Genomic DNA, 23423 nt, shown 5'->3' on the forward strand with positions numbered 1-23423 from the left:
AATCCAATCAAGCAAAGGATCTCCATGGCCAAAGAAGAACTGATCGAAATGCAAGGCAAGGTCGAGGAAGTGCTGCCCGATTCGCGTTTCCGCGTCACCCTGGAGAACGGCCATAGCCTGATCGCCTACACCGGCGGCAAGATGCGCAAGAACCATATTCGCATCCTGGCCGGCGACAAGGTGTCGCTGGAGCTCTCGCCCTACGATCTGGGCAAGGGTCGCATCACCTTCCGTCACCTGGAAGCTCGCACGGGCGGCGCACCGGCTCGACCCCGGCGCACTTTCCGCTGAATTCCTCACCCCATCCTGGATGGTTTTAAAACCAAGACCATCTTTTCCCCGCGTCGACATTCCCAGTGAATCCAAGACGCTTTTTCTGAAAGGCTCACCATGAGCAGCAAACTTTACGTCGGCAACCTCTCCTATTCCGTGCGCGACGACGACCTCCAGCAACAATTCGGAGCCTTCGGCGACGTGCAATCGGCCAAGGTCATGATGGACCGCGACAGCGGCCGCTCCAAGGGCTTCGGCTTCGTGGAAATGGGCAGTGCCGACCAGGCTGAAGCCGCGATCCGCGGTCTGCATGGCCAGAACGTCGGCGGCCGTGACATGGTGGTCAACATCGCCCGTCCGATGGAGCCCCGCACCGGTGGTGGCGGCTTCGGCGGCGGTCGTCGCGAAGGTGGCGGCGGTGGTTTCGGCGGCGCCCGCAACAATCGCTACTGAAGCACACTGCGCGCACCCCGCGCCCTGCGACAAAAAAACCGGCTTCGGCCGGTTTTTTCATGGGTGCGTCGAAGACGGGCATTAAGATGCGGCTCGTTCAACCATCAAGGGGCCGTCATGATCCGATTCAGCGAAGAACATGTGTGGGTGCGCGTCGAGGGCGACATCGGCGTGGTCGGCATCACCGCTCACGCGCAGGACACGCTGGGCGACATCGTGTTCGTGGAATTGCCTGCGGTGGGCCGCACGCTGGCGGCTGGCGCCGTGGCGGGCGTGGTCGAATCCGTCAAGGCTGCCGCCGATGTCTACAACCCAGTCAGCGGCAGCGTCACCGAGGTGAACGAGGCTCTGCGCGAAGACCCTGCGCTCGCCAACAGCGCGCCTCTGGACGCGGGCTGGTTTTACAAGCTGCGGCTTTCGAACCCGGCCGAACTCGAGGCCTTGATGGACGAAGACAGCTACGCCAGCAGCCTGATGACCTGAGTTCGGGCGCAAGTGCTGCCGCCTACGTACCTCAAGGCCAATAGGCCGGGTCGGGCAACTCGCTGAAAACCTTGCGCAGCTGCTCACCCCAACGCTCACGCAGGGAGGCGAAATACGGGTCCTTGCCGTCGATCATGGCTTGCCGCGTCACACGCAGGCTATCGGTCTCGTAACACAGCAGATCCAAAGGCAGACCGACCGAAAGGTTGGACTTCATGGTCGAGTCCATCGAAATCAAGCAGCACTTGGCCGCCTCGTCCAGCGACAGATCGCCATCGACCACGCGGTCCATGATCGGCTTGCCATACTTGGACTCCCCGATCTGGAAGTAAGGCGTCTCGGACGTGGCCTCGATGAAATTGCCCGCCGCATAGACATTGAACAGCCGCGGGGCCTCGCCCCGGATCTGGCCGCCGAAGATCAGGTTGATGTTGAAATCGATGCCGAAATCCTTGAGGGCGGCGGCTTCACGCGCGTGGACCCGGCGCACTGTCTCACCCACGATGCGCGCGGCGGAGAACATATTGGGTGCCGTCCCCAGGTTGCGTCCGTCGTCGGCCTGCGGCGTCTCATCGGCGGTGGCCGTGGACCGGCTGTGTGGCCCGTCCTGCGCCATCTCACCTGACTCACCTGCCGGCTTCATCTGCACGCGCAAGCTGCTGGCCACGGCCTGGCTGAGCGAAAGGTTGCCCGAGGACAGCAAGACCATCACGCGCTCGCCCGGCACCTCGTAGACATGCATCTTGCGGAAAGTGCTGATCTGGTCGACACCCGCATTGGTGCGCGAGTCTGAGAGGAAAACCAGGCCCGCGTCGATGCGGACCGCCGTGCAATAGGTCATGGTGAAAAAATGAAGGCAACCTGCCAGAGTGCTGCCTGGTTCCGCCGTAGTCCAGGGGACACCATCTTAGCGGCCCGTGCGCATGGGCCGACGGACGCACCTGGAGTCAGGCGGACGCGGTGGCGCCGATCGGCTTGGCCGCACCCTGCGCGGGGCTTGTCGACTCAGCTTCCTGCAGGGCGCGCCACATCACCTTGCCGCTGCCGCTCTTGGGTAATGCGTCGACGAACTGCACCATGCGCGGCGCCTTGTAGACCGCCATGTTCTCGCGGCACCAAGCCAGGATATCGTCCTCGCTCACCTGGCCAGCCTGGCCGGGGCGCAGGACCACCACCGCCTTGACCGTCTCACCACGGTAGCTGTCCTTGGCAGCGATGACACAGGCTTCCTGGATGGCGGGGTGCTTGAACATCAGAGCTTCTACCTCGGCTGGCCAGACCTTGAACCCACTGGCGTTGATCATGCGCTTGAGGCGATCGGTGATGAAGAAGTACCCTTCCTCGTCCACCCGTCCCAGGTCACCGGTGCGGAAGTAGCGCTTGCCGTCCAGCTCGAAAAAAACGTCGCGCGTCGCATCGGGCCGTTTCCAGTAGCCCTGGAACACCATGGGACCGTGCACGACGATTTCCCCCTGCTCGCCTGGCGGCAGTTCCTGCAAGGTCCCAGGGTCCACCACACGCGCGTCGCAGCCCATGAAAGGAATGCCCAGGCATTGCTGCTTCGGATGATCCGGTGGGTTGCTGTGCGAGGGAGCAGCGGTTTCGGTGAGGCCGTAACCCTCTGCGTAACGCAAGCCAAATTGCTCGAACAGGCGCTGCGCCACGGCTTGCGGCATGGCCGCGCCGCCGCCACCGATGTAGACCAGGCTGGACAAATCAAAACGCGCGAAATTCGGACTGGCCATCAGGTCGATCACCATGGTCGGTATGTTGGTCCAGCTCGTGACGCGCCACCTTGAAATCAGTCGCCCAGCCAGTTCCCGGTCCCAGCGGGGCATGATGACCAGGGTCGCCCCGCTGTAGATGGCGGCGTGCATCACGCTGACCATGCCGGTGATGTGGAACATGGGCACCACGGCCAACACGACCGTCTCCATCGATGCGCTGCCCCAGAGGCTGGCGGCGACTGCGTTGTGCATCAGACTGGCATGGGTGTGCATGCAGCCCTTGGGCAAGCCAGTTGTGCCACTGGTGTAGGGCAAGGCCGCTAAATCCTGCGGCCCGGCGACCAAGGGTGGCGGCGCATGCGGGGTGCGCAGCACCTGGCTCCAGTCATGAACCTGTCCCCCTTCCAGCGCGGGCAGGGGGTGACGCGTGCAGAGCCACGAGGACCAGGCCTGCGGCGGCCCGTCCTCGCTGGCATCGCCGGGATCAAAGGCATCGGTGAACTGCGTGACGACCAGGTGCAGCAGACGTTTTGGCGCATGCAAGTCGTTGCTGGCGTGGGCCAGTTCGGACGCCAAATCTCCCGTCGTGATGGCCACCTTGACATCCGGATCAGTGATGTAGTGTTTCAGTTCTTCGGCCCGGTTCATCGGGTTGACTGGCACCACCACCGCGTTGGCACGGAGGATGGCGAAATGCGCTATCACCAGCTGCGGCGAGTTCTGCATGTCCAGGATGACACGGTCCCCCTGCTCCACCCCCAAGCTGTGCAGAAAGCCCGCCAGGCGTTCGGCCTGCCGAGCCAACTCCGCGTATGACATCACGCGCCCGAGGAAGACCAGGGCCGCCTTCTCGGGGTAGCGTAGCGCGCTGATGGCCAGATTGGCCCACAACGAAGTTTGCGGCGGTGTGATGGAGTACGGCAAGCGCTTGGGCCACCTGGCATGGTGGGGCCGCGTTTCCAGTGCAAGCGAGGGCGAGGAAGGCTGTTGCAGGGGCATGAAAGCGAACTCCTGGTGCGGCAAACTGCCAAACACTCAGACTAGCCTCCCATGCGTGCAAAGCGCATCCGGGAAAGCGCCAAAGCCTGCAGGTGCATCCAGACTATCCCCAGGTTGTTCGCGTCACCTTGGAGACTGCAGTCCGGCGATGAGGGATACGATGCAGAAAACGCGCGGGGAGTACCCGCGCGTCATGCCCCCGATGGGCTAAGTGATCTCGGGCACCAGGAAGTCGCGGCTGATGCGCGCACCGATGTCGTTGACCCGCTCCAGGAACTTGGTCAGGAAGGCATGCAGGCCCGTGGCCAGGATGTCGTCAATGCGCTCGTACTGCAGTTCGGCCAGCAGCTTGCCAGCCAGGTGGCGCGTCTCGGCGATGCCTTCGGTCGGACTTTCGCCAGCGACGAGGTTGAGGTTCTTCACGACCTCGGCCATGCTGGCGTGCAGGGAACGCGGCATGTCGGCGCGCAGTATGAGCAACTCGGCCACGCGCTCGGGGCGGATCACGTCGCGATATACCTTGCGGTAGATCTCGAAGGCCGAGACACTGCGCAGGATGGCGCTCCAGTGGTAGAAGTCGTAGGCACGGTCCTTTTGGTCGGCGTTGCCGAAGAACTCGCTCTGCACGGCGTGGAACTTCACGTCCACCAGCCGCGCCGTGTTGTCGGCCCGTTCCAGGAAAGTGCCTAGGCGCATGAAGTGCAGGGCCTCGTCCACCAGCATGGTGCCCAGGGTCACGCCGCGAGACAGGTGGGAGCGGTGCTTGACCCACTCGAGCAAGCGTGCCGGGTCGCGCTCCAAGTCGCCCAGGCGTAACATGCGCTTGAACTCCAGCCAAGTCTGGTTCTGCGTCTCCCAGACCTCGGTCGTCAAGCTGCCGCGCACGGCCCGGGCGTTCTCACGCGCCGCACGCAGGCAGGACACGATGGAAGAGGGATTGTTCTCGTCGCTGACCATGAAGGCCATCACGTCCTTCGGCACCACCTCGCCATGGCGGGCGGTATATGACGGCAGCAACTCGCTGATGGACAGCAGGCTCTGCCATCCCAACCGGGCCACGGCAGCGGACTGGGGCAGCATGGCGGTTTCGTGGTTGACGCTGAGCATGCGTGCGGTGTTTTCGGCCCGCTCCGTGTAGCGATTCATCCAGAACAGGTGATCGGCAGTACGCGATAGCATTCAAATATCTCCTCTGGCCGACAACACCGCAGGCGCTGCGCGCCCTCTGTGTTTTGATGAAAGTTGGCCTGCGGCCAACTTTTCGGCCCGCTCCGTGTAGTGGTTCATCCAGAACAGGTGATCGGCGGTTCTCGACAACATATTCGTTTTTTTGATTTTGTGCGCGGCCGCTCAGACTTCCAGCACCCAGGAATCCTTGGTGCCACCGCCCTGGGAGGAATTGACGACCAGGGACCCTTCCTTGAGCGCAACGCGGGTGAGGCCGCCCGCGACCATCTGCACAGTCTTGCCCGTCAGCACAAAGGGCCGCAGGTCTATGTGCCGTGGCGCGATACCGCTGTCCACGAAGGTCGGGCAGGTGGAGAGGGACAAGGTGGGCTGCGCGATGTAGTTGCCCGGCTTTTCCTTGAGCACGCGAGCGAAGTCCTCGATCTGCTGCTGGGTCGAGGCTGGCCCGACCAGCATGCCGTAACCGCCCGCGCCATGCACTTCCTTGACCACCAAGTCCTTGAGGTTGGCCAACACGTATTTCAGATCCTCGGGTTTGCGGCACATGTAGGTAGGCACGTTGTTGAGGATGGGTTTCTCGCCAAGGTAGAACTCGATCATCGCCGGCACATAGGGGTAGATGGACTTGTCGTCAGCCACGCCCGTGCCCACGGCGTTGCACAAGGTCACGTGGCCCGCGCAATAGGCTTCCATCAAGCCCGCGCAGCCTAGGGTGGAATCGGCGCGGAACACATGCGGATCTAGGAAATCGTCGTCCAGTCGGCGGTAGATGACGTCCACGCGCTTGGGACCACGCGTGGTGCGCATGTAGACGAAACCATCGCGCACGAACAGATCCTGCCCCTGCACCAGTTCGACGCCCATCTGCTGCGCCAGGAAGGCATGCTCGAAGTAGGCGCTGTTGTACATGCCGGGCGTGAGCACGACCACGGTCGGCTCGCCCGTGGTGTCGGGCGCGGAGGCGCGCAGCGTCTCCAGCAGCAGATCGGGGTAGTGCTCGACCGGCGCGACGCGGTGCGCGTTGAACAGCTCGGGGAAGAGCCGCATCATCATCTTGCGATCCTCGATCATGTAGCTCACGCCGCTGGGCACGCGCAGGTTGTCCTCCAGCACGTAGTACTGGCCCACGCCATCGGCGTCCGGCGCCCGCACGATGTCAACGCCGCTGATGTGTGAGTAGATGTCGTTGGGCACATGCACGCCCATCATCTGCGGGCGGTACTGCGCGTTGTGCAGGATCTGCTCGGCCGGGATCACCCCCGCGCGCAGGATTTCCTGGTCATGGTAGACGTCGTGGATAAAGCGGTTGAGCGCCGTCACGCGCTGCACCAGCCCACGCTCCATGCTGCTCCATTCGGCCGCGGGGATGATGCGCGGGATCAGATCGAAGGGAATCAGGCGCTCCGTGCCGGAGCCGTCTTCATCCTTGTCGCCATAGACCGCGAAGGTGATGCCCACGCGGCGGAAGATCATCTCGGCCTCTTCTCGCCGAGCCTGCATCGTCTCCGGGCTTTGCGCGGCCAGCCAACGCGCGTAGGCGCGATAGTGGGCGCGAATGTCGGCGGCTGCGCCGCCTGCCACTCCTTGAGCGCCAGCTGCGCCGACCTGCACCATGCCGGCGGCCAGGGCGCCCGGCCCCAGGTACATCTCGTCAAACTTCAACATGCGGCCTAGCCTTGTTCTGGTCTTTCCGGTCATCCGGTTCCGCCTGATCAACCTGACGCCGGACCCGCACCGTATGACGCCTTTCGAATGCATCCGGCACGCTAGCGCACGCAGCAGGAATAGCCCTGCGGAACTTGACTGCAAGGGTACCAGCAAATTTCGGGCCTGCCCCCAAGGGGGCGGGCATGAGGCGATCGAACCCATGCGCGTGGCGCTTGGCTCAGCTCTTGCTATAAGCTCTTGACGTCGAAACCCCCTGTGGTTCCCGCAACGCCGTGTCGCCAGTGGGCGCGACCCGCATGGTTTCACGCCGCGCCCACCTCCTGTACGCACCGCACGCGCCATGTCCATCCACGCCGCACTTCAGCACATCACCCACTACAAGTACGACCGTCCGGTGCAGCTGGGCCCGCAAACTGTGCGGCTGAGGCCCGCGCCGCATTGCCGCAGCAAAATCGTCTCCTACTCGCTGCGGGTCGAACCCACCCAGCACTTCATCAACTGGCAGCAGGACCCCTTCGCCAACTACCAGGCCAGGCTGGTGTTCCCGGAGAAGACCACGGAGTTCACGGTCGCCATCGACTTGGTCGTCGAGATGGCGGTGTACAACCCCTTCGACTTCTTCCTTGAGCCCGAGGCTGAGCATTTCCCCTTCAGCTACAGCCCGGCCCTGCGGGAAGAACTGGCCCCCTACCTCGTGGCGGCACCGCTGACGCCGCTGCTGCGGCAATACCTGGACGGTATCGACCGCGAACGGCGACGCACGGTCGATTTCCTGGTCGCGCTGAACCAGAAACTGCAGACCGACATCCAGTACCTGATCCGCCTTGAGCCTGGCGTGCAGACGCCGGAGGAAACGCTGCGCAAGGCCAGCGGCTCCTGCCGCGACTCAGGTTGGCTGCTGGTCAATCTGCTGCGGCATTGCGGTCTGGCTGCGCGTTTCGTCTCGGGCTACTTGATCCAGCTCACGCCAGACGTGAAAGCGATAGACGGCCCCAGCGGCACCACGGTCGATTTCACCGACCTGCATGCCTGGTGCGAGGTCTACCTGCCGGGCGCGGGCTGGATCGGACTCGATCCCACCAGCGGTCTGATGGCGGGCGAAGGCCACATTCCCCTGGCTTGCACTCCGCAACCGTCCAGCGCCGCACCCATCGAGGGCCTGTTCTCGGTCGCCGCGCCGCAGGGCGCTGGAGACGAAGCCGAGGTTGAGTTTTCACACCATATGCAGGTCACGCGCATCCATGAGTCTGCGCGCGTCACCAAGCCGTACACGGACGCGCAGTGGGACGCCATCATGGCCCTGGGCGAGCAGGTGGAGGTCCAACTCCAGGCCAGTGATGTTCGCCTGACCATGGGCGGTGAACCGACCTTTGTGGCCACCAGCGATCGCGATGCACCCGAATGGAACACCGATGCACTCGGACCGACCAAACGCGGCTACGCAACCGAACTGGTGCACAAATTGCGCACCGAATACGGGCAAGGCGGTTTTCTGCATTTTGGCCAGGGCAAGTGGTACCCGGGCGAGCAACTGCCACGCTGGGCGCTTTCCATCTTTTGGCGAGCCGATGGCGAGCCCATCTGGCAGGACCCGAGCCTGTTCGCCGATGAGCGCGTCCCGGCCCATTACGGCAGCGAGGACGCTCGCGTGTTCACGCACACGCTGGCGGGCAAACTGGGGCTGAACACACGTTACATCCAACCCGGCTACGAAGACACCTGGTACTACCTCTGGCGCGAACGGCGCCTGCCGGTCAATGTCGACCCCTTTGATGCCCGCCTGGAGGACGAACTGGAACGCCAGCGACTGCGCCGGGTCTTCAGCCAGAAACTGGACGCCGTGGTCGGTTACGCCCTGCCCTTGCAGACCGGCGCCGGCCCCACTCTGGCCGGCTCGCGCTGGAGCACCGGACCCTGGTTCTTCCGTGACGAACGCATGTACCTGGTGCCGGGCGACTCGGCCATGGGCTACCGTCTGCCGCTGGATTCCCTGCCGTGGGTGGGCGAAGGGGACTATCCCTGGGTCATCCAGCAGGACCCCTACGACCCGCGCCCGCCCCTGCCCCACTCGGCCGACATCCGCGCGCAGTACACGGCGCGCCGGCTCGGTGGCAATGGCGGCGGCCCCGGCGCCATGAACGGCGACACCCTGCCTGCGGGCGCTGGCGGCATGGGCGCGGGGCCAGCCAATCCGACGGCCACGGCAGCGGCAGCCCTCCGTCAGCCCCAGCGTTTCGAATCCGCGCACTGGATCACGCGCACCGCGCTGTGCGTGGAAGCGCGCGACCCCATGCGCGCCAACGGGCCCAAAACGGAACGCGAACAAGGAGGCAAGAGCGGCCTGCTCTACGTCTTCATGCCGCCACTGGCGCGGCTGGAAGACTACCTGGACCTGCTGTCCGCTGTCGAAGCCACCGCCGCCGAGCTCGGCGTCAAGATCGTGCTCGAAGGCTACCCGCCGCCGCGCGACGCGCGGCTGAAGATGCTGCAGGTCACGCCAGACCCGGGCGTGATCGAGGTCAACATCCACCCCTCGCACAACTGGGCGGAGCTGGTGCAGCGCACCGAATTCCTCTACCAGGCGGCTTTTGAGACGCACCTGTGCGCCGAAAAGTTCATGACCGACGGTCGCCACACCGGTACCGGCGGCGGCAACCATTTCGTGCTGGGCGGCGCCACACCGGCGGACAGCCCCTTCCTGCGCCGACCAGAACTACTGGCCAGCCTGCTGCTCTACTGGCACAACCACCCCTCGCTCAGCTACCTGTTCAGCGGTCTCTTCATCGGCCCGACCAGCCAGGCGCCCCGCGTGGACGAGGCGCGCAACGACCAGCTGTACGAACTTGAAATCGCACTGCGCGAAATCCAGAGCAACCGGCAGAAGTACGGACAGGACATGCCACCCTGGCTGCTGGACCGCACGCTGCGCAACATCCTGATCGACGTGACGGGCAACACCCACCGCAGCGAGTTCTGCATCGACAAGATGTACTCACCGGATGGTCCCACTGGTCGCCTGGGCCTGTTGGAACTGCGCGCTTTCGAAATGCCACCGCACGCCCGCATGAGCATCGCGCAGCAATTGCTGCTGCGCGCCCTGGTCGCGCGTTTCTGGAACCAGCCTTACCAGGCTCTCGCCACGCGCTGGGGCACGGAGCTGCACGACCGCTTCCTGCTGCCCACTTTCGTCAGGATGGACTTCGCCGACGTGCTGCAGGAGATGCGACAGGCCGGCTACGCCTTCGACGACAGCTGGTTCACCCCGCATTTCGAATTCCGCTTCCCGCTGGCGGGGGAACTACAGATGCTGGGCATGACACTGACCCTGCGCAACGCGCTCGAGCCCTGGCATGTGATGGGCGAGGAAGGCGCGGCCGGCGGCACGGTGCGTTATGTGGATTCCTCGCTGGAGCGCATCGAGGTGCGGGTGACGGGCCTGAACCCCAGCCGGCACACGGTCACCGTCAACGGTAGACCCCTGCCCCTGCAGCCCACTGGCACGGTCGGGGAATATGTCGCGGGCGTGCGCTACAAGGCCTGGAACCCGCCGTCCAGCCTGCACCCCACGATCGGCGTGCATGCACCGCTGGTCTTCGATTTGGTGGACACCTGGATGCAGCGCAGCCTGGGCGGCTGCCAATACCATGTGGCGCATCCGGGCGGGCGCAACTACATCACCTTCCCGATCAACGCCTACGAGGCCGAAAGCCGCCGCCTGGCACGTTTTTCACTCACGCGCCACACGCACGAGCCGCTGCCTGTGCTGCCCGCCACCCAGGCCTTGCCAGGCAGCCGGGAATTCCCCTGCACCCTCGATTTGCGAAATTGACCGGCGTGGCGCCAGCCGCGGCCTGCCACCCCGCCCTCCCGGACCGGCCAGGACCCTGGGACAGCGCGGCATCCGCGCAGCGGTCGGGCTATAATCGCAGGCTCTGCTGACATCATCCACAGACACAAAGGAAACTTCACATGGCCTCTGGAAAGCCGAAGAAAAAGAACCCGCGCCTGGCGTCGGGCCGCAAACGCGCACGTCAGGACGTCAAGCTCAACGCCGCCAACACGTCCCTGCGCTCCAAATACCGTACCGCCGTGAAGAACGTCGAAAAAGCCGTTCTGACCGGTGACAAGGCCAAGGCCACCGAGCTGTTTGCCAAGATGCAAGCCGTGGTGGACTCCGTGGCCGACAAGCAGATCTTCCACAAGAACAAGGCCGCTCGCGACAAGAGCCGCCTGTCCGCCAAGGTCAAGGCACTCGGCGCTGCCGCTGCCTGAACCCCGCCGCCTGGTGCTGCGTCATCAGGCAAGCCCGGAGCGGTAACCACTGCTCCGCCGTTTGAAACGGGTGCGCTGTCAACAGAGCAAAACGCCGCTGGGAAACCAGCGGCGTTTTTGTTTGGCGACTCGGAAACGGCTTTGTTCTAGCCGGTAGGACTGCACGGGCCTTTCGCCCCGATCAGCTCTCGACAGGGCGGCCCTGGGCATCGAGTTCGATCACCTGCAGATCGTTGTCCTTGGCGAAATTGAGGCAGAAGTCCCAGGCCTTGGGTTCGACCTCGCGCAACTCGCGATTGACGATCACGCACTTCACCCCGGTGGCCGTGGTGCTGGGCACACACCAGGGTGAATAGCCCCAACCACCCCCACGGGTGGCGGTGCCGGGACAGAACTGGCTCATCACCCCCGCCAAGCGCTCGGCCCAGTCACTGGGACGAAAAGTCTTGCCTGAGCGGGTCAGCCCGAGGATGTGGACTTCTTTGACGGTGGTGGAAACCATGACGCAACTATTCTATCTTATATAAGACTTAGGGCAATGTGACGTCTCATCATGACACCACCCAGGCCCTAAAATGCCCACACGGTTTTCCAGTCGGCCCAAGCCGCCGCAAGCGCTTGGGCCGTTTTGTTTCCCCTCAGAATCGCGCCCCATGAACACCCCTGCCGCCCAACCCGCCGCACCCACATCGCCCCATGTGATCAACACCTACGGCCGCGTGCCGATCGCGCTGTCGCACGGCCAGGGCTGCCGCGTCTGGGATGTCAATGGCAAGGAGTACCTGGACGCCCTGGCGGGCATCGCGGTCAATACCCTGGGCCACAACCACCCGAGCCTCGTGCCGGCCCTGCAGGATCAGATCGCCAAGCTCATCCACACCTCGAACTACTACCATGTCCCGGGGCAGGAGCAACTCGCTGCGCGGCTGACCGAGCTCTCCGGCATGAACAAAGCCTTTTTCTGCAACAGCGGTCTGGAAGCGAACGAAGCGGTGCTCAAGCTGGCGCGCAAGTACGGGCACGACAAGGGCATTCATAACCCGCAGATCGTGGTCTACGAACGCGCCTTCCACGGCCGCTCCATCGCCACGCTCAGTGCCACCGGCAACACCAAGCTGCAAAAAGGCTTCGAGCCCATGGTGCCGGGTTTCATCCGCGTGCCGCTGAACGACGTCGAGGCACTGAAGCGGGCCACAGAAGGCAATCCCGACGTGGTGGCCGTCTTCTTCGAGACCATCCAGGGCGAAGGCGGCATCAACGCCATGCGCAACGAATACCTGCGCGCCGTGCGCGCGCTGTGCACCGAGCGGGACTGGTTGCTCTGCATCGACGAAGTGCAAAGCGGCATGGGTCGCACCGGCAAGTGGTTCGCCCATCAATGGGCAGGCATCGTGCCGGACGTGATGGCGCTGGCCAAGGGCTTGGCCTCGGGCGTGCCCATCGGCGCCATCGTGACGGGTCCCAAAGCCTCGGAGGTGCTGCAACCCGGCAACCACGGCAGCACCTTCGGCGGCAACCCCCTGGCCATGCGCGCAGGCATCGAGACCCTGCGCATCATGGAAGAAGACGGGCTGCTGGAGAACGCCGCCAAGATGGGCGACTACCTGATGGGCCGCCTGCGCGCCGAACTGGGCACACACCCGGACGTGAAGGAGGTGCGCGGCCAGGGGCTGATGATCGGCATGGAACTCACCAAGCCTTGTGGCGTGCTGATCGCCCGCGCCGCCGAGGCCGGCCTGCTGATCAGCGTCACGGCCGACAGTGTGATCCGCCTGCTGCCGCCGCTCATCATCACACAGGTCGAAATCGATGAATTGCTGGCGCGCCTGCTGCCCCTGGTGCTCGCCTTTCTCGCGGAACAAGCATGAAACCCGCCATGGCCCAACCCCTCAAGCACTACCTGCAATTCAGTGACTTCACGGCGCAGGAGTACACCTACCTCTTCGAGCGCTCGCGTTTCATCAAGGCCAAGTTCAAGGCCTTCGAGAAATACCACCCCTTCGCCGACCCCGACCGCACGCTGGCGATGATTTTCGAGAAAGCCTCCACGCGCACCCGCGTGAGCTTCGAGGCCGGCATGTACCAACTCGGCGGCAGCGTGGTCCACCTGACCACGGGTGACAGCCAGCTGGGCCGCGCCGAGCCCATCGAGGACAGCGCGCGCGTCATCAGCCGCATGGTGGACATCGTGATGATCCGGACCTTCGGCCAGGACAAGATCGAGCGCTTCGCCGCCCATTCGCGGGTACCCGTGATCAACGGCCTGACCAACGAATACCACCCCTGCCAGATCCTCGCCGACCTCTTCACTTACCTGGAATACCGTGGGGTCGATGCGGGCGGACGGCTGGATCCGGACCGTCTGAAAGGCAAGGTCGTGGCCTGGGTGGGTGACGGCAACAACATGGCCAACACCTGGCTGCAAGCCGCCGACCTGCTGGGCTTCACCGTGCATGTCAGCACGCCCAGCGGCTACGAAATCGACCCAGTCATCGCCCACGTGCGGAGTGACTGCTACAAGGTCTTCAAGGACCCGCTGCAAGCCTGCGTGGGCGCCGACTTGGTCACCACCGACGTCTGGACCAGCATGGGCTACGAAGCCGAGAACGAGGCGCGCCGCAAGGCCTTCGCGGACTGGTGCGTGGACAGCCGCATGATGCAGGCAGCCAAGCCCGACGCCCTCTTCATGCACTGTCTGCCCGCCCACCGTGGCGAGGAAGTCACGGCCGAGGTCATCGATGGGCCGCAATCCGTGGTCTGGGACGAGGCCGAAAACCGGATGCACGTACAGAAGGCGCTCATGGAATACCTGCTGCTCGGTCGCCTCGCCTGAGCAACAACGACGAACGCCACGACACCATGACCGCCTGCACAAGCTGCGGTGCCTGCTGTGCCTGTTTCCGCGTGGATTTCGCGGTCTATGAGCTGGAAAGCGAAGGCGGCTCAGTGCCCGATGGGCTGACCGTCGAAGTCAACGGCAACACAGCGCGCATGCGCGGCACCGATCACGTGCCCATCCGCTGCGCCGCCTTGACCGGCAGACTGGGTGTACAGGTCGCCTGCGGCATCTACGAATGGCGTCCCTCGCCTTGCCGCGAGTTCGAGGAAGGCAGCGAAGCCTGCCATCGTGCGCGGGCCCGGAACGGCTTGCCACCTTTGGAGGCGGACCTGGGCTGAAAAACGGGTGGCCTGCCCGGAGGGAATCGAACCCCCGACCCACAGCTTAGAAGGCTGTTGCTCTATCCAACTGAGCTACGGGCAGTAAAGAAGGCGCGATCATACCGGGCGATGCGCCGCACGGTATGCAGCCTGCAGTGGCTCAGAGATAACTCTGAACTTCCTGCTGAGATGTCCAGTCGATGGCCTTGGCATCGAGCACCTGCTGGCTGTCGAGATGCAAAGCCGAAGCCACGCCTTGCGGAAAACTCGACAGCAGTTCGCTGAAGCTCAGGTTGGCCTCTTGCGCACGCGCGCGCCAGGCGGCCAAGTGCACCATGGCCGTGACGCAGGCGGACTGGGACGCAGCAAAATCCGCGGTCTTTGCCGGACCGTCCACGCCATTCAAAGGTTCAACATGACGCTCCAACACCTCGATGAGGACGCTGGGCAGTTTCCAGGAACGCGCGAACGCCCCGCCGACTTCCGCGTAGGAATAACCGAGGAGCCTCTTCTCCTCAGCCGCACGTCGCAGGTCAAAGACGGGCAGCACGGCATCCAGCTCGGCCATTTGCCGAGGCAAGGCGCGGTGCATGATCAATTCACCCGCCGCATGCACCAGCCCAGCCGTGAACGCCGTGGACGCGTAGGGGCTGACCATGGCTAGCTTGCGCGCAAGCTTGGCTGTGTTGAGGCTGTAGCGCCAGAACTGGGTCATGTTGACGCCGCCGACCTGGCGCAGGGCGCTGGCCACGGCGGCCGCGTGCACCATTTCTCGCAATTCGCCCAGACCCAGCAGCGGCAAGGCTTCACCTACACTGCTCACGCCGCGGCTCAGGTTGAAGCGCGAGGAATTGGCGATGGCTAGCAGGCGCGCCGTCATCACCGGGTCTTCCTTCAGGTGGGCGCTGATCCTGCGCAGATCAGGGTCGGGGCGACCCAACTCGTTCATCACCAGCGCGATCACGCGCGGGATGCTCGGAAACGCCCCGGGGTCATGAACAAGTTGCTTCAGATCCATGAACGAATGGGATGGGGAAATCTCGACGAGGATGGAACCGGACCATGGCGAACATGCCATCGTAGCGCCATGCCCGTGACCCGAGAACAGCATTACACGCTGAAACACTCGGTGCTCAGGCAGGGGGCGCGCAACTGGCGTCGAAAGGCGAGGTGCACCAGACAACCAAGCGACCAAAGAAAACGCCACTGATGCCTGGGCATCAGTGGCGTTCAGGATGAACTGTGGTCGGTGTGAAAGGATTCGAACCTTCGACCCCTTGCACCCCATGCAAGTGCGCTACCAGGCTGCGCCACACACCGAAGAGGCCGCATTATAGCCTGAGATCAGCCCCCTTCGGGCCCACGCTGGCAATCCGTTCCTACACAGGATGGACGAGCGCCATTCTCACGCAGCCTCGGCCTCCTTGGCGTGCGCGGCGCGCGCCTTGCGATTGCGTTCCAGCCACCCGTTGACCAGACGAACCGTCTCACACACGGACTCGGATTGCAGATTCTGCTGCTCCGCCACAAGCTTGACCAAGAGGTCGATGCGCTCAATGTCGGTCGCGCCCGCCGCCAAGGCGCGCGCGGCCGAGGATGGTTTGAGCAGCCCCGTGCCTGCAGCGGCGTACTTGTCGAAGGGCACGAGATCTTCGGGCTGCGCGCCCAGTCGGCGGCAGAGCTGGCACACCCATTCGTAGACCTCGCGCGACTGCGCGATGTCACCGTGCACGGCCTCCCTGATTGAACGCATGCCTTGTGCACCGATGCAGCGGTAGTTGCCGGTGAGCAGCATGGCCCATTTGGCGAGCGGGACAAAGATCGAGTCGTGCACCTTGAGCTTGACCGGCAAATCGAGGGATTCGCCACCCACCGCGAGACGCGCGTCAGCGATGTCCTGCTCCATCTGTGTCAGCATCGCGGTGTGAGCGGGGTCCTCGAAGCGCGCGACCTTGAAGTTGGTCGGCAGGCCGACCTGAAGCACGTTGGGACGCTCTTCCGGCGGACGGAAGGCCTGCGGGTCGGGGCTGCACAGGGTCATCAATCCGGGCTCGAACTGCTCCCACACCGCCGGGTCGTGATAGCAGGCACGCAAGGCCTTGGCGTCGAGGCCGGGAATGCGCGCCAGGTAGGGCAAGGGCGGCATGTTCATGATCGACATGCAAGGAAGCTTGGCACGGGCGATGGCCTGCATCAGCTCGCGTACGCCAGGCGCGCTGTACTGCGGCTCCTGCATGGCCAGGCAGACGAGGTCGTAGTTCACCACCGACACGGCCTGAGGCGGCATGGCGTCTAACCGCCCGGCAGCGGCAGGCAGTTGGCGGGAGTCGACCTCCACCAGGCCGTCCCGCCCCTTGACCGGCATGCGCACGCGGGTGCCCTCATGGTTGATCAAGTCCGCTGTCTCCTGGCGGCAGACCAGAGTGACGCTATGCCCTGCCATCAAGAGCTTGCTGCCGAGCAAGGAGCCGTAGGAGGCCCCCAGTATCAGCACCTTGTATTGCTTTTTCATACCGAACACTGCCTTTCTGTTTACTTGGGAACCGGTCGCGACGCTGACAGCATTTTTCGATTTTTTGTGCACTGCAGCGTAAGCATTGGCCTCATCGTAAAACCAAGCTCTTTAAATCCATAAACAGCATGCCAATCGCCAAAAAGTACTTTCCTATTTAAAATCAATAAGATATGGATAATATTCCTTAATATGAAAAGGAATATCTCATATTCAAATGGCTTGCTTCAGCGCAGCTTTCAAACTTTTCACATAAAGAAAAGGGCAATGGGTCCCATGAAATGCCTCAGCGCATGAGGCTGACACGCGACCGTCCGTGCAAGGCTCATTACGCCGAAGGTCCTGCGTGGGCTGCGCCGCGCCAACCACTGCAATCGTGCACTCATGAGGCGTTGAGAACACGCCTGCGGGAGCAGGGATTCACGGCGACCCCCGTCTTGGTATGCCAGCACCCAAGCATGGACAGTCACTGCGCCTGTCGTCTGACGCGACAGACCAAGGGATAAATGACGAGGTGGCGCATGTGGGATTGCTTGATACCAGCCCAAGCTCCGATGCATGTTGGTTTGCCTGCGAAAACAGCCATGGAAAAACAACATCTGCGAGGGAAAAAACACGGCTTTCGCTTGGAGACGGGTTTTTTCTCCGATAGCATCCACGTTGCCAACGCCAAAGACACATTTGAGCTCTGGCACTCACCCAACTTCTAGAAGAGGAATCTCAATCATGGCAACTGCAAAGAAAGCGCCGGCTAAAAAAGCCGCTGCGAAGAAGGCTCCCGCAAAGAAGGCCGCACCGGCCAAGAAAGCCCCCGCGAAGAAAGCGCCGGCCAAAAAAGCTGCACCGGCGAAGAAAGCCGCCCCAGCCAAGAAGGCCCCCGCGAAGAAGGCGGCTCCGGCCAAAAAGGCGGCGGCGAAGAAGGCCCCCGCCAAGAAGCGCACGCCGAACGCGGCCTTCATGAAGGCCCTGACACCCAGCCCCGCGCTGGCCGCCGTGGTGGGCAGCACGCCGCTGGCGCGCACCGAAGTCGTGAGCAAGCTGTGGGCCTACATCAAGAAGAACGGCCTGCAAGACAAGGTGAACAAGCGCAACATCAACGCTGACGACAAGCTCAAGGTCGTGTTCGGCAAAGCCCAGATCACGATGTTCGAGCTGGCTTCGCTGATCGGCAAGCACCTGAGCTGAGTTCTTTGGGTACCCTGGCCCGTTTCCGGCAAGGAAACGGGCATGAAAAAGCCGCTGCGATGCAGCGGCTTTTTCATGCCCCCAAGCCGGAGCGAGACCAGCGCACAGCGTCAATGCGCCATCAAGGCACGGACATGGGCCGCCGTTCCGCTGGCCAAGCCTTCCAGGCTGTAGCCACCTTCCAGCACTGAGAGCACGCGTCCGCGCGCCGTCTCGTCCGCCACGCGCATCAGCTCGCGCGTGATCCAGAGGTAGTCCTCATCCGTGAACTGCAATCCGCCCAGCGGGTCCAGTTCATGCGCGTCAAAGCCGGCGGAAATGATCAGCAGCTCGGGCGCGAATTCGCGCAGGGCCGGCAGCAATTGGTCCCTCATGGCCGCGCGGAACGCTGCGGAACCCGTGCCACGCGGGAAAGGAACGTTGACAATGTTCCCGGCCACGCCAGTCTCATGCCGCAATCCCGTGCCGGGGTAAAACTGAGATTGATGGCAGGAACCATAAAACAGCTCTGGGTCGTCATAGAAACTGTTTTGAGTTCCATTGCCGTGGTGTACGTCGAAATCCACCACCGCCACGCGCTGGATGCCATGCACGGCGCGGGCATGCAAGGCGGCGATGGCCGCCTGATTGAAGACGCAAAAGCCCATGGCATGGCCAGCCTCGGCATGGTGACCACAGGGACGGGTGGCGCAAAAAACACTGTTCGCCTGGCCACTGACCAAGTCATCGACGCCCGCGCAAGCAGCACCTACGCAGCGCATCACAGCTTCCAGAGTACCCGGCGACATGATGGTGTCGCCGCCATCCAGCATCTGGTAGCCCTGCGCCGGCGCAAGGTCTTGCACTTCCTGAACGTACTCCGGCGTATGCACGCGCAGGACCTGATCGTAGGTACCGATAGGGGCATCACGCCAGACGGCGCGGGAAAACTCCGGCGTCTTGAGGGCCTTCAACACAGCCTCCAGACGTTCGGGAGATTCCGGGTGATGCGGTCCGGGCCGGTGTTCCAGGCAGGCAGCATGGGTGTAGATCAGCGTGGGCATGGTGGGGCAGTCTCCTTGTTGAGTCGGTCATTCAGCCGCTGTTTTACACGGATTCAACATCCGGCCCGACCTTGAGGATTCCAGAACCAGCTCCTAGAATGACCGCCTGTTACATAATCGTTACGACGTCTCCATCAACGCAGACCTTTCGAGGGCGCCATGGCTCAAATCATCTGGAAAGAATCCCCCCTGACCTGGACCGCCCACGTCAACGATACCCCCGTCTGCACTCTTAAGGGCAAGGACATCGGCGGCTGGTCAGCCAGTTGGCTGGACGGGCGGGTCTGGCCCGCGCCCGCCCATCTACCCAAGGCCATGCCTCAATCGGTCCGGTTTTTCTCGAGCCTCAATGAAGCCAAGGCCGCCGTCGAACAAACCATCCAGTCCTGAGGCGGGCGGCGCTGCCCCGCAGCCGCCAGGCACGCACCGCACTCAGGCCACTCAGGCTGGTTGACCCGACTCCAGAACCTTCTCAAAAGCAAACTGCCCTGGCGCCAGGATCGGGTCCACGTCCACGGCGATGGCATCCTTGGGGCCGAAACGGCCCTCCAGCAGCAGCTTGGACAGGGGGTTCTCGATGCGCTGCTGTATCGCGCGCTTCAAGGGACGCGCGCCGAACACGGGATCGAAGCCGACCTTCGCGAGCTCGGCCAGAGCCTTGTCCGACACCTGCAGCGACAGTTCCATCTTGACCAGACGATCCTGCAAGCCCTGCAGCTGGATCTTCGCGATGCTGGCGATGTTGGCCGCGTCCAGACCATGGAATACCACGGTCTCATCCACGCGGTTGAGGAACTCCGGGCGGAAATGGTTCTTCAACTCGCCCCAGACGGCGTCCTTCACGTCCTCGTAAGGCCGGCCCGTCATGTTCTGGATCAGCTGTGAACCGATGTTGCTGGTCATCACGATCACTGTGTTCTTGAAATCCACGGTACGCCCCTGGCCATCCGTCAGGCGGCCGTCGTCCAGCACCTGCAGCAGCACGTTGAAGACATCCGGGTGAGCCTTCTCCACCTCGTCCAGCAGCACCACGCTGTAAGGCTTGCGGCGCACGGCCTCGGTCAAGTACCCACCTTCCTCGTAGCCAACATACCCGGGCGGGGCGCCGATCAGGCGGGCCACGGAATGCTTCTCCATGAACTCGCTCATGTCGATGCGCACCAGGTGGTCCACGCTGTCGAACAGGAATCCCGCCAGCGCCTTGCAGAGCTCGGTCTTGCCCACACCCGTCGGGCCGAGGAAGAGGAAGGAACCCGTGGGACGGTTCGGATCGGACAGACCCGAACGAGAACGGCGGATCGCGTTGGCGACGGCCGAAATGGCCTCGTCCTGGCCCACCACGCGCTCGTGCAACTTGTCCTCCATGCGCAGCAGCTTGTCCTTCTCGCCCTGCATCATCTTGGCGACCGGTATGCCGGTGGCCCGGCTGACCACCTCGGCGATTTCCTCCGCGCCGACCAGTGTGCGCAACAGACGCGGCGCCTTCGAACCACTGCCGGTCTTCGCCGCTTCGCTCGCCTGAACCTCGTTGAGACGTTTCTCCAACTCAGGCAGCTTGCCGTATTGCAGTTCTGCAACCCTGTTGAAGTCGCCCTTGCGCGTGAGTTCCTCGATCTGACCCTTGAGCTTCTCGATTTCCTCGCGCAGATGCTGGCCGCCCTGAGCCTGGGCTTTTTCCAGCTTCCAGATTTCCTCCAGATCGGCGGCTTCCTTCTGCAGCTTCTCGATCTCTTCCTCGATGAGCTGCAGACGCTTGGCACTCGCCTCGTCGGTCTCCTTCTTCATGGCCTCACGCTCGATCTTGAGCTGGATCATGCGGCGGTCCAGCTTGTCCATCACCTCAGGCTTGGAGTCAATCTCGATCTTGATCTTGGCGGCGGCCTCGTCGATCAGATCAATCGCCTTGTCGGGTAGGAAACGGTCAGTGATGTAGCGGTGGCTGAGCTCCGCCGCAGCCACGATGGCCGGGTCGGTGATGTCCACGCCATGGTGGACTTCGTACTTCTCCTGCAGGCCCCGCAGGATGGCGATGGTCTGCTCGACGGTGGGTTCCTCGACCAGCACTTTCTGGAAACGGCGTTCCAGCGCGGCGTCTTTCTCGATGTACTTGCGGTATTCGTCCAGCGTGGTCGCGCCGATGCAGTGCAGCTCACCGCGGGCCAGCGCAGGCTTGAGCATGTTGCCGGCGTCGATCGCGCCCTCGGCCTTGCCCGCGCCGACCATGGTGTGGATTTCGTCGATGAAGAGGATGATGCGGCCCTCATCCTGCGCCACCTCCTTGAGCACGGCCTTGAGCCGCTCCTCGAATTCACCGCGGAACTTCGCACCAGCCAGCAAGCCCGCCATGTCCAGCACCAGCACGCGCTTGTCGCGCAGGCTCTCGGGCACTTCGCCATTGACGATGCGCTGCGCCAGGCCTTCGACGATGGCCGTCTTGCCCACGCCGGGCTCGCCGATCAGCACGGGGTTGTTCTTGCTGCGGCGCTGCAGCACCTGGATGGCGCGGCGAATCTCGTCGTCGCGGCCGATCACCGGATCCAGCTTGCCCTGGCGGGCACGCGCGGTCAGGTCCAGCGTGTATTTCTTGAGGGCTTCGCGCTGGCCTTCGGCGTCGGGATTGTCCACCTTCTCACCGCCCCGCACGGCTTCGATCGCCGACTCCAGGGCTTTGCGCGTCAGGCCATTGGCCTTGGCCATGCCACCCACGTCCCCCTTGTCGCCGGGCTTCACGTCGGCCAGGGCCAACAGGAAGAGTTCGCTGGCCAGGTACTGATCACCACGCTTGAGCGCCTCTTTCTCGGCCGCCTGCAAGAGGCCATGCAGGTCACGCCCGACCTGCACCTGCTGCTGGCCCTGCACCTCGGGCAGCTTGCCGATGCCGGCCTCGGCAGCAGCCAGCAAGCCGGCGGTGTTGACGCCGGCACGCTGGAGCAAAGCCTTTGGCCCATCCTGCTGGCGCAGCATAGCGGCCAGCACATGCACCGGCTCGATGTACGCATGGTCCTTGCCCAGCGCCAGGCTTTGCGCCTCGCCCAGGGCTTCCTGGAATTTGGTGGTGAATTGCATGGTTGGAACAGTGAGTAAGTTTGCTTCCCAGCATGAGGGTGAACCCCGTCATTTTCAAGGGTGATGCGCCTGCGGTACCTCGGTGCGACGCATACTTGCCCGCATGAGCTCCTTTTTCTGCGCCCTGCCCTGGCCAACCCTGGCCTCCTTGCTGACCGCCTGGGGTTTTTGCCTGTCCGCGCCCGCGACGGCGCAGGCCATCTCTGCGCCCATCATGGTGCAAGAAGTCGCCATCGGCCTGGCCCATCCTTGGGCACTGGCTTTTCTCCCGGAAGGCGACACCTCCGGCGCTCGATATGTGGTCACGGAACGCAGCGGTACTTTGCGTCTCATCGACGCGCATGGACGTGTACGCTCAGCGGTGGAGGGGGTTCCGGCGGTTCGGGCCGTGGGACAAGGCGGCCTGCTGGATGTGCTGCTGGACAGTGATTTCGCCCGCAACCGCACACTCTACGTCTGCTACGCCGAACCCGATGGACAGGACGAAGCATTCTCCGGCACGGCGTTGGCGAGCGCGCGCCTGAGCGCGGATGGCACGCGCCTGAGCGATGTGCGCGTGCTGCTGCGGCAACAGCCCAAGGTGAGCAGCGGTAACCACTATGGCTGCAGAATCGCCGAGGGTCGGCGCAGCGGCACCTCATCGGGCAACGCGCCAGAAGGAACCCTATTCGTGGCCCTGGGTGAACGCTTCAACCACCGTGACCAGGCACAGACGCTGGACAACCACCTGGGCAAAGTCTTGCGGATCCGCAAGGACGGCAGCGTGCCCGCGGACAACCCCTTTGTGAATCGGGCGGGGGCCAAACCGGAAATCTGGAGCTATGGGCATCGCAACCCTCAGGGCCTGGTGGTGACTCCGGACGGCGTGCTCTGGGAACAGGAACATGGCCCCATGGGGGGCGACGAGATCAACCTGCCGCGCCCTGGTGCCAACTATGGCTGGCCCCTGGTCAGCCATGGGCGCAACTACGACATGAGCGCCGTTGGCACGGGCAAGCAAGCCCACCCAGGCACCGAACAGCCGCTGCATGTCTGGACACCTTCCATCGCGACCTCGGGCATGGCCTTCGTGACCAGCACCCGCTACGGTCAGGACTGGGTGGGCAATCTGCTGGTCGGTTCGCTCAAGTTCGGTTACGTAGCCCGGTTGGAGCTGGAACGCCCGTCAGCCCAGCATCCCCAGGGTCGGGTGATCCGCGAAAGCCGCATGGTCGAGCCCAAGGCCATCGGCCAGCGCGTGCGCGACGTACGACAGGGACCGGACGGCTACATCTATGTGCTGACCGACCATCCACAAGGCCGGCTGCTGCGGCTGGTGCCACGGCGCTGACACATCAAGGCACCGTGTCCCGGCACGCCGCCCGTCTTACCCCGCTGCTTTCGCCTCGCGCGTCG

Annotated in this window: 21 protein-coding genes and 2 tRNA genes; 11 read left to right on the plus strand and 12 right to left on the minus strand. The window is 63.5% G+C overall.

What is annotated here, in order from left to right; all coding sequences use genetic code 11:
• Positions 1-24 precede the first annotated feature (24 nt).
• The 3 genes from infA to gcvH all read left to right on the plus strand — a co-directional run bounded on the left by infA (position 25) and on the right by gcvH (position 1209).
• Positions 25-291, plus strand: a complete 267-nt coding sequence (gene infA / locus AZ34_RS11870) for a translation initiation factor IF-1 (protein ID WP_035608292.1) — start codon at positions 25-27, stop codon at positions 289-291.
• 99 nt (positions 292-390) lie between these two features.
• Positions 391-726 (plus strand): RNA recognition motif domain-containing protein, encoded by a 336-nt coding sequence (locus AZ34_RS11875; protein WP_035608294.1) that lies wholly within the window; start codon positions 391-393, stop codon positions 724-726.
• A gap of 117 nt (positions 727-843) precedes the next feature.
• Positions 844-1209, plus strand: a complete 366-nt coding sequence (gene gcvH, locus AZ34_RS11880) for a glycine cleavage system protein GcvH (protein ID WP_035608296.1) — start codon at positions 844-846, stop codon at positions 1207-1209.
• 31 nt (positions 1210-1240) lie between these two features.
• Here gcvH and AZ34_RS11885 read toward each other — a convergent pair whose 3' ends face one another.
• The 5 genes from AZ34_RS11885 to AZ34_RS11900 all read right to left on the minus strand — a co-directional run bounded on the left by AZ34_RS11885 (position 1241) and on the right by AZ34_RS11900 (position 6788).
• A complete protein-coding gene (locus AZ34_RS11885; protein ID WP_035608297.1) occupies positions 1241-2050 on the minus strand; it encodes a peptidase in 810 nt (269 codons plus the stop codon).
• Between the two features lie 106 nt (positions 2051-2156).
• Positions 2157-3935, minus strand: a complete 1779-nt coding sequence (locus AZ34_RS11890) for a long-chain fatty acid--CoA ligase (protein ID WP_051510159.1) — start codon at positions 3933-3935, stop codon at positions 2157-2159.
• A 207-nt stretch (positions 3936-4142) separates the two neighbouring features.
• The gene (locus tag AZ34_RS11895) at positions 4143-5114 is read right to left on the minus strand and encodes an alpha-E domain-containing protein (protein WP_035608299.1); all 972 of its coding nucleotides are present in this window, start codon (positions 5112-5114) and stop codon (positions 4143-4145) included.
• Positions 5115-5255 (minus strand): alpha-E domain-containing protein, encoded by a 141-nt coding sequence (locus tag AZ34_RS19035; RefSeq protein ID WP_081767191.1) that lies wholly within the window; start codon positions 5253-5255, stop codon positions 5115-5117.
• A 30-nt stretch (positions 5256-5285) separates the two neighbouring features.
• Positions 5286-6788 carry a circularly permuted type 2 ATP-grasp protein gene (locus AZ34_RS11900; protein WP_419670212.1) on the minus strand — a complete coding sequence of 501 codons (1503 nt, stop codon included), beginning with the start codon at positions 6786-6788 and terminating at the stop codon, positions 5286-5288.
• Positions 6789-7131: 343 nt separating this feature from the next.
• Here AZ34_RS11900 and AZ34_RS11905 point away from each other — a divergent pair, with 343 nt between their 5' ends.
• Both AZ34_RS11905 and rpsT read left to right on the plus strand, forming a co-directional pair.
• Positions 7132-10620 carry a DUF2126 domain-containing protein gene (locus AZ34_RS11905; protein ID WP_035608301.1) on the plus strand — a complete coding sequence of 1163 codons (3489 nt, stop codon included), beginning with the start codon at positions 7132-7134 and terminating at the stop codon, positions 10618-10620.
• A gap of 140 nt (positions 10621-10760) precedes the next feature.
• Positions 10761-11063: a 30S ribosomal protein S20 gene (gene rpsT / locus AZ34_RS11910; RefSeq protein ID WP_006296771.1), complete on the plus strand. Its 303-nt coding sequence runs from the start codon at positions 10761-10763 to the stop codon at positions 11061-11063.
• A gap of 181 nt (positions 11064-11244) precedes the next feature.
• Here the strand turns inward: rpsT and AZ34_RS11915 are convergent, their stop codons facing one another.
• Positions 11245-11565 carry a DUF3579 domain-containing protein gene (locus AZ34_RS11915; RefSeq protein ID WP_035608303.1) on the minus strand — a complete coding sequence of 107 codons (321 nt, stop codon included), beginning with the start codon at positions 11563-11565 and terminating at the stop codon, positions 11245-11247.
• A gap of 151 nt (positions 11566-11716) precedes the next feature.
• On the opposite strand from AZ34_RS11915, the gene AZ34_RS11920 reads away from it, so the two are divergent.
• From AZ34_RS11920 to AZ34_RS11930, 3 genes are read left to right on the plus strand one after another with little or no spacing between them, the layout of a single operon-like run.
• The gene (locus AZ34_RS11920) at positions 11717-12931 is read left to right on the plus strand and encodes an aspartate aminotransferase family protein (protein ID WP_035608305.1); all 1215 of its coding nucleotides are present in this window, start codon (positions 11717-11719) and stop codon (positions 12929-12931) included.
• A complete protein-coding gene (gene argF / locus AZ34_RS11925) occupies positions 12928-13896 on the plus strand; it encodes an ornithine carbamoyltransferase (RefSeq protein WP_035608308.1) in 969 nt (322 codons plus the stop codon). Before AZ34_RS11920 ends, argF begins: the two co-directional genes overlap by 4 nt.
• 26 nt (positions 13897-13922) lie before the next feature.
• A complete protein-coding gene (locus AZ34_RS11930) occupies positions 13923-14240 on the plus strand; it encodes a YkgJ family cysteine cluster protein (protein ID WP_035608310.1) in 318 nt (105 codons plus the stop codon).
• A gap of 8 nt (positions 14241-14248) precedes the next feature.
• On the opposite strand, the gene AZ34_RS11935 is transcribed toward AZ34_RS11930, so the two are convergent.
• The 4 genes from AZ34_RS11935 to AZ34_RS11950 all read right to left on the minus strand — a co-directional run bounded on the left by AZ34_RS11935 (position 14249) and on the right by AZ34_RS11950 (position 16734).
• Positions 14249-14325: transfer RNA gene (locus AZ34_RS11935), tRNA-Arg, on the minus strand.
• Positions 14326-14382: 57 nt separating this feature from the next.
• The gene (locus tag AZ34_RS11940; protein WP_035608313.1) at positions 14383-15240 is read right to left on the minus strand and encodes an HDOD domain-containing protein; all 858 of its coding nucleotides are present in this window, start codon (positions 15238-15240) and stop codon (positions 14383-14385) included.
• A 225-nt stretch (positions 15241-15465) separates the two neighbouring features.
• Positions 15466-15542 (minus strand) — tRNA-Pro (locus AZ34_RS11945).
• 85 nt (positions 15543-15627) lie between these two features.
• Entirely contained in the window at positions 15628-16734 is a 1107-nt protein-coding gene (locus AZ34_RS11950) for a ketopantoate reductase family protein (RefSeq protein ID WP_035608315.1), read from the minus strand.
• A gap of 726 nt (positions 16735-17460) precedes the next feature.
• On the opposite strand from AZ34_RS11950, the gene AZ34_RS11955 reads away from it, so the two are divergent.
• The gene (locus AZ34_RS11955; protein ID WP_035608318.1) at positions 17461-17919 is read left to right on the plus strand and encodes an SWIB/MDM2 domain-containing protein; all 459 of its coding nucleotides are present in this window, start codon (positions 17461-17463) and stop codon (positions 17917-17919) included.
• A 110-nt stretch (positions 17920-18029) separates the two neighbouring features.
• Here AZ34_RS11955 and AZ34_RS11960 read toward each other — a convergent pair whose 3' ends face one another.
• Positions 18030-18962 carry a histone deacetylase family protein gene (locus tag AZ34_RS11960; RefSeq protein ID WP_035608321.1) on the minus strand — a complete coding sequence of 311 codons (933 nt, stop codon included), beginning with the start codon at positions 18960-18962 and terminating at the stop codon, positions 18030-18032.
• Between the two features lie 159 nt (positions 18963-19121).
• Between AZ34_RS11960 and AZ34_RS11965 the strand changes: the two genes are divergently transcribed.
• Positions 19122-19352 carry a hypothetical protein gene (locus tag AZ34_RS11965; protein WP_035608324.1) on the plus strand — a complete coding sequence of 77 codons (231 nt, stop codon included), beginning with the start codon at positions 19122-19124 and terminating at the stop codon, positions 19350-19352.
• A 51-nt stretch (positions 19353-19403) separates the two neighbouring features.
• Here AZ34_RS11965 and clpB read toward each other — a convergent pair whose 3' ends face one another.
• The gene (gene clpB / locus AZ34_RS11970) at positions 19404-22028 is read right to left on the minus strand and encodes an ATP-dependent chaperone ClpB (protein WP_035608327.1); all 2625 of its coding nucleotides are present in this window, start codon (positions 22026-22028) and stop codon (positions 19404-19406) included.
• 103 nt (positions 22029-22131) lie between these two features.
• Between clpB and AZ34_RS11975 the strand changes: the two genes are divergently transcribed.
• Positions 22132-23358: a PQQ-dependent sugar dehydrogenase gene (locus AZ34_RS11975; protein ID WP_081767192.1), complete on the plus strand. Its 1227-nt coding sequence runs from the start codon at positions 22132-22134 to the stop codon at positions 23356-23358.
• Positions 23359-23423: the final 65 nt, after the last annotated feature.

Source organism: Hylemonella gracilis str. Niagara R, from assembly GCF_000600295.1.
Taxonomy (GTDB): Bacteria; Pseudomonadota; Gammaproteobacteria; order Burkholderiales; family Burkholderiaceae_C; genus Hylemonella; species Hylemonella gracilis_A.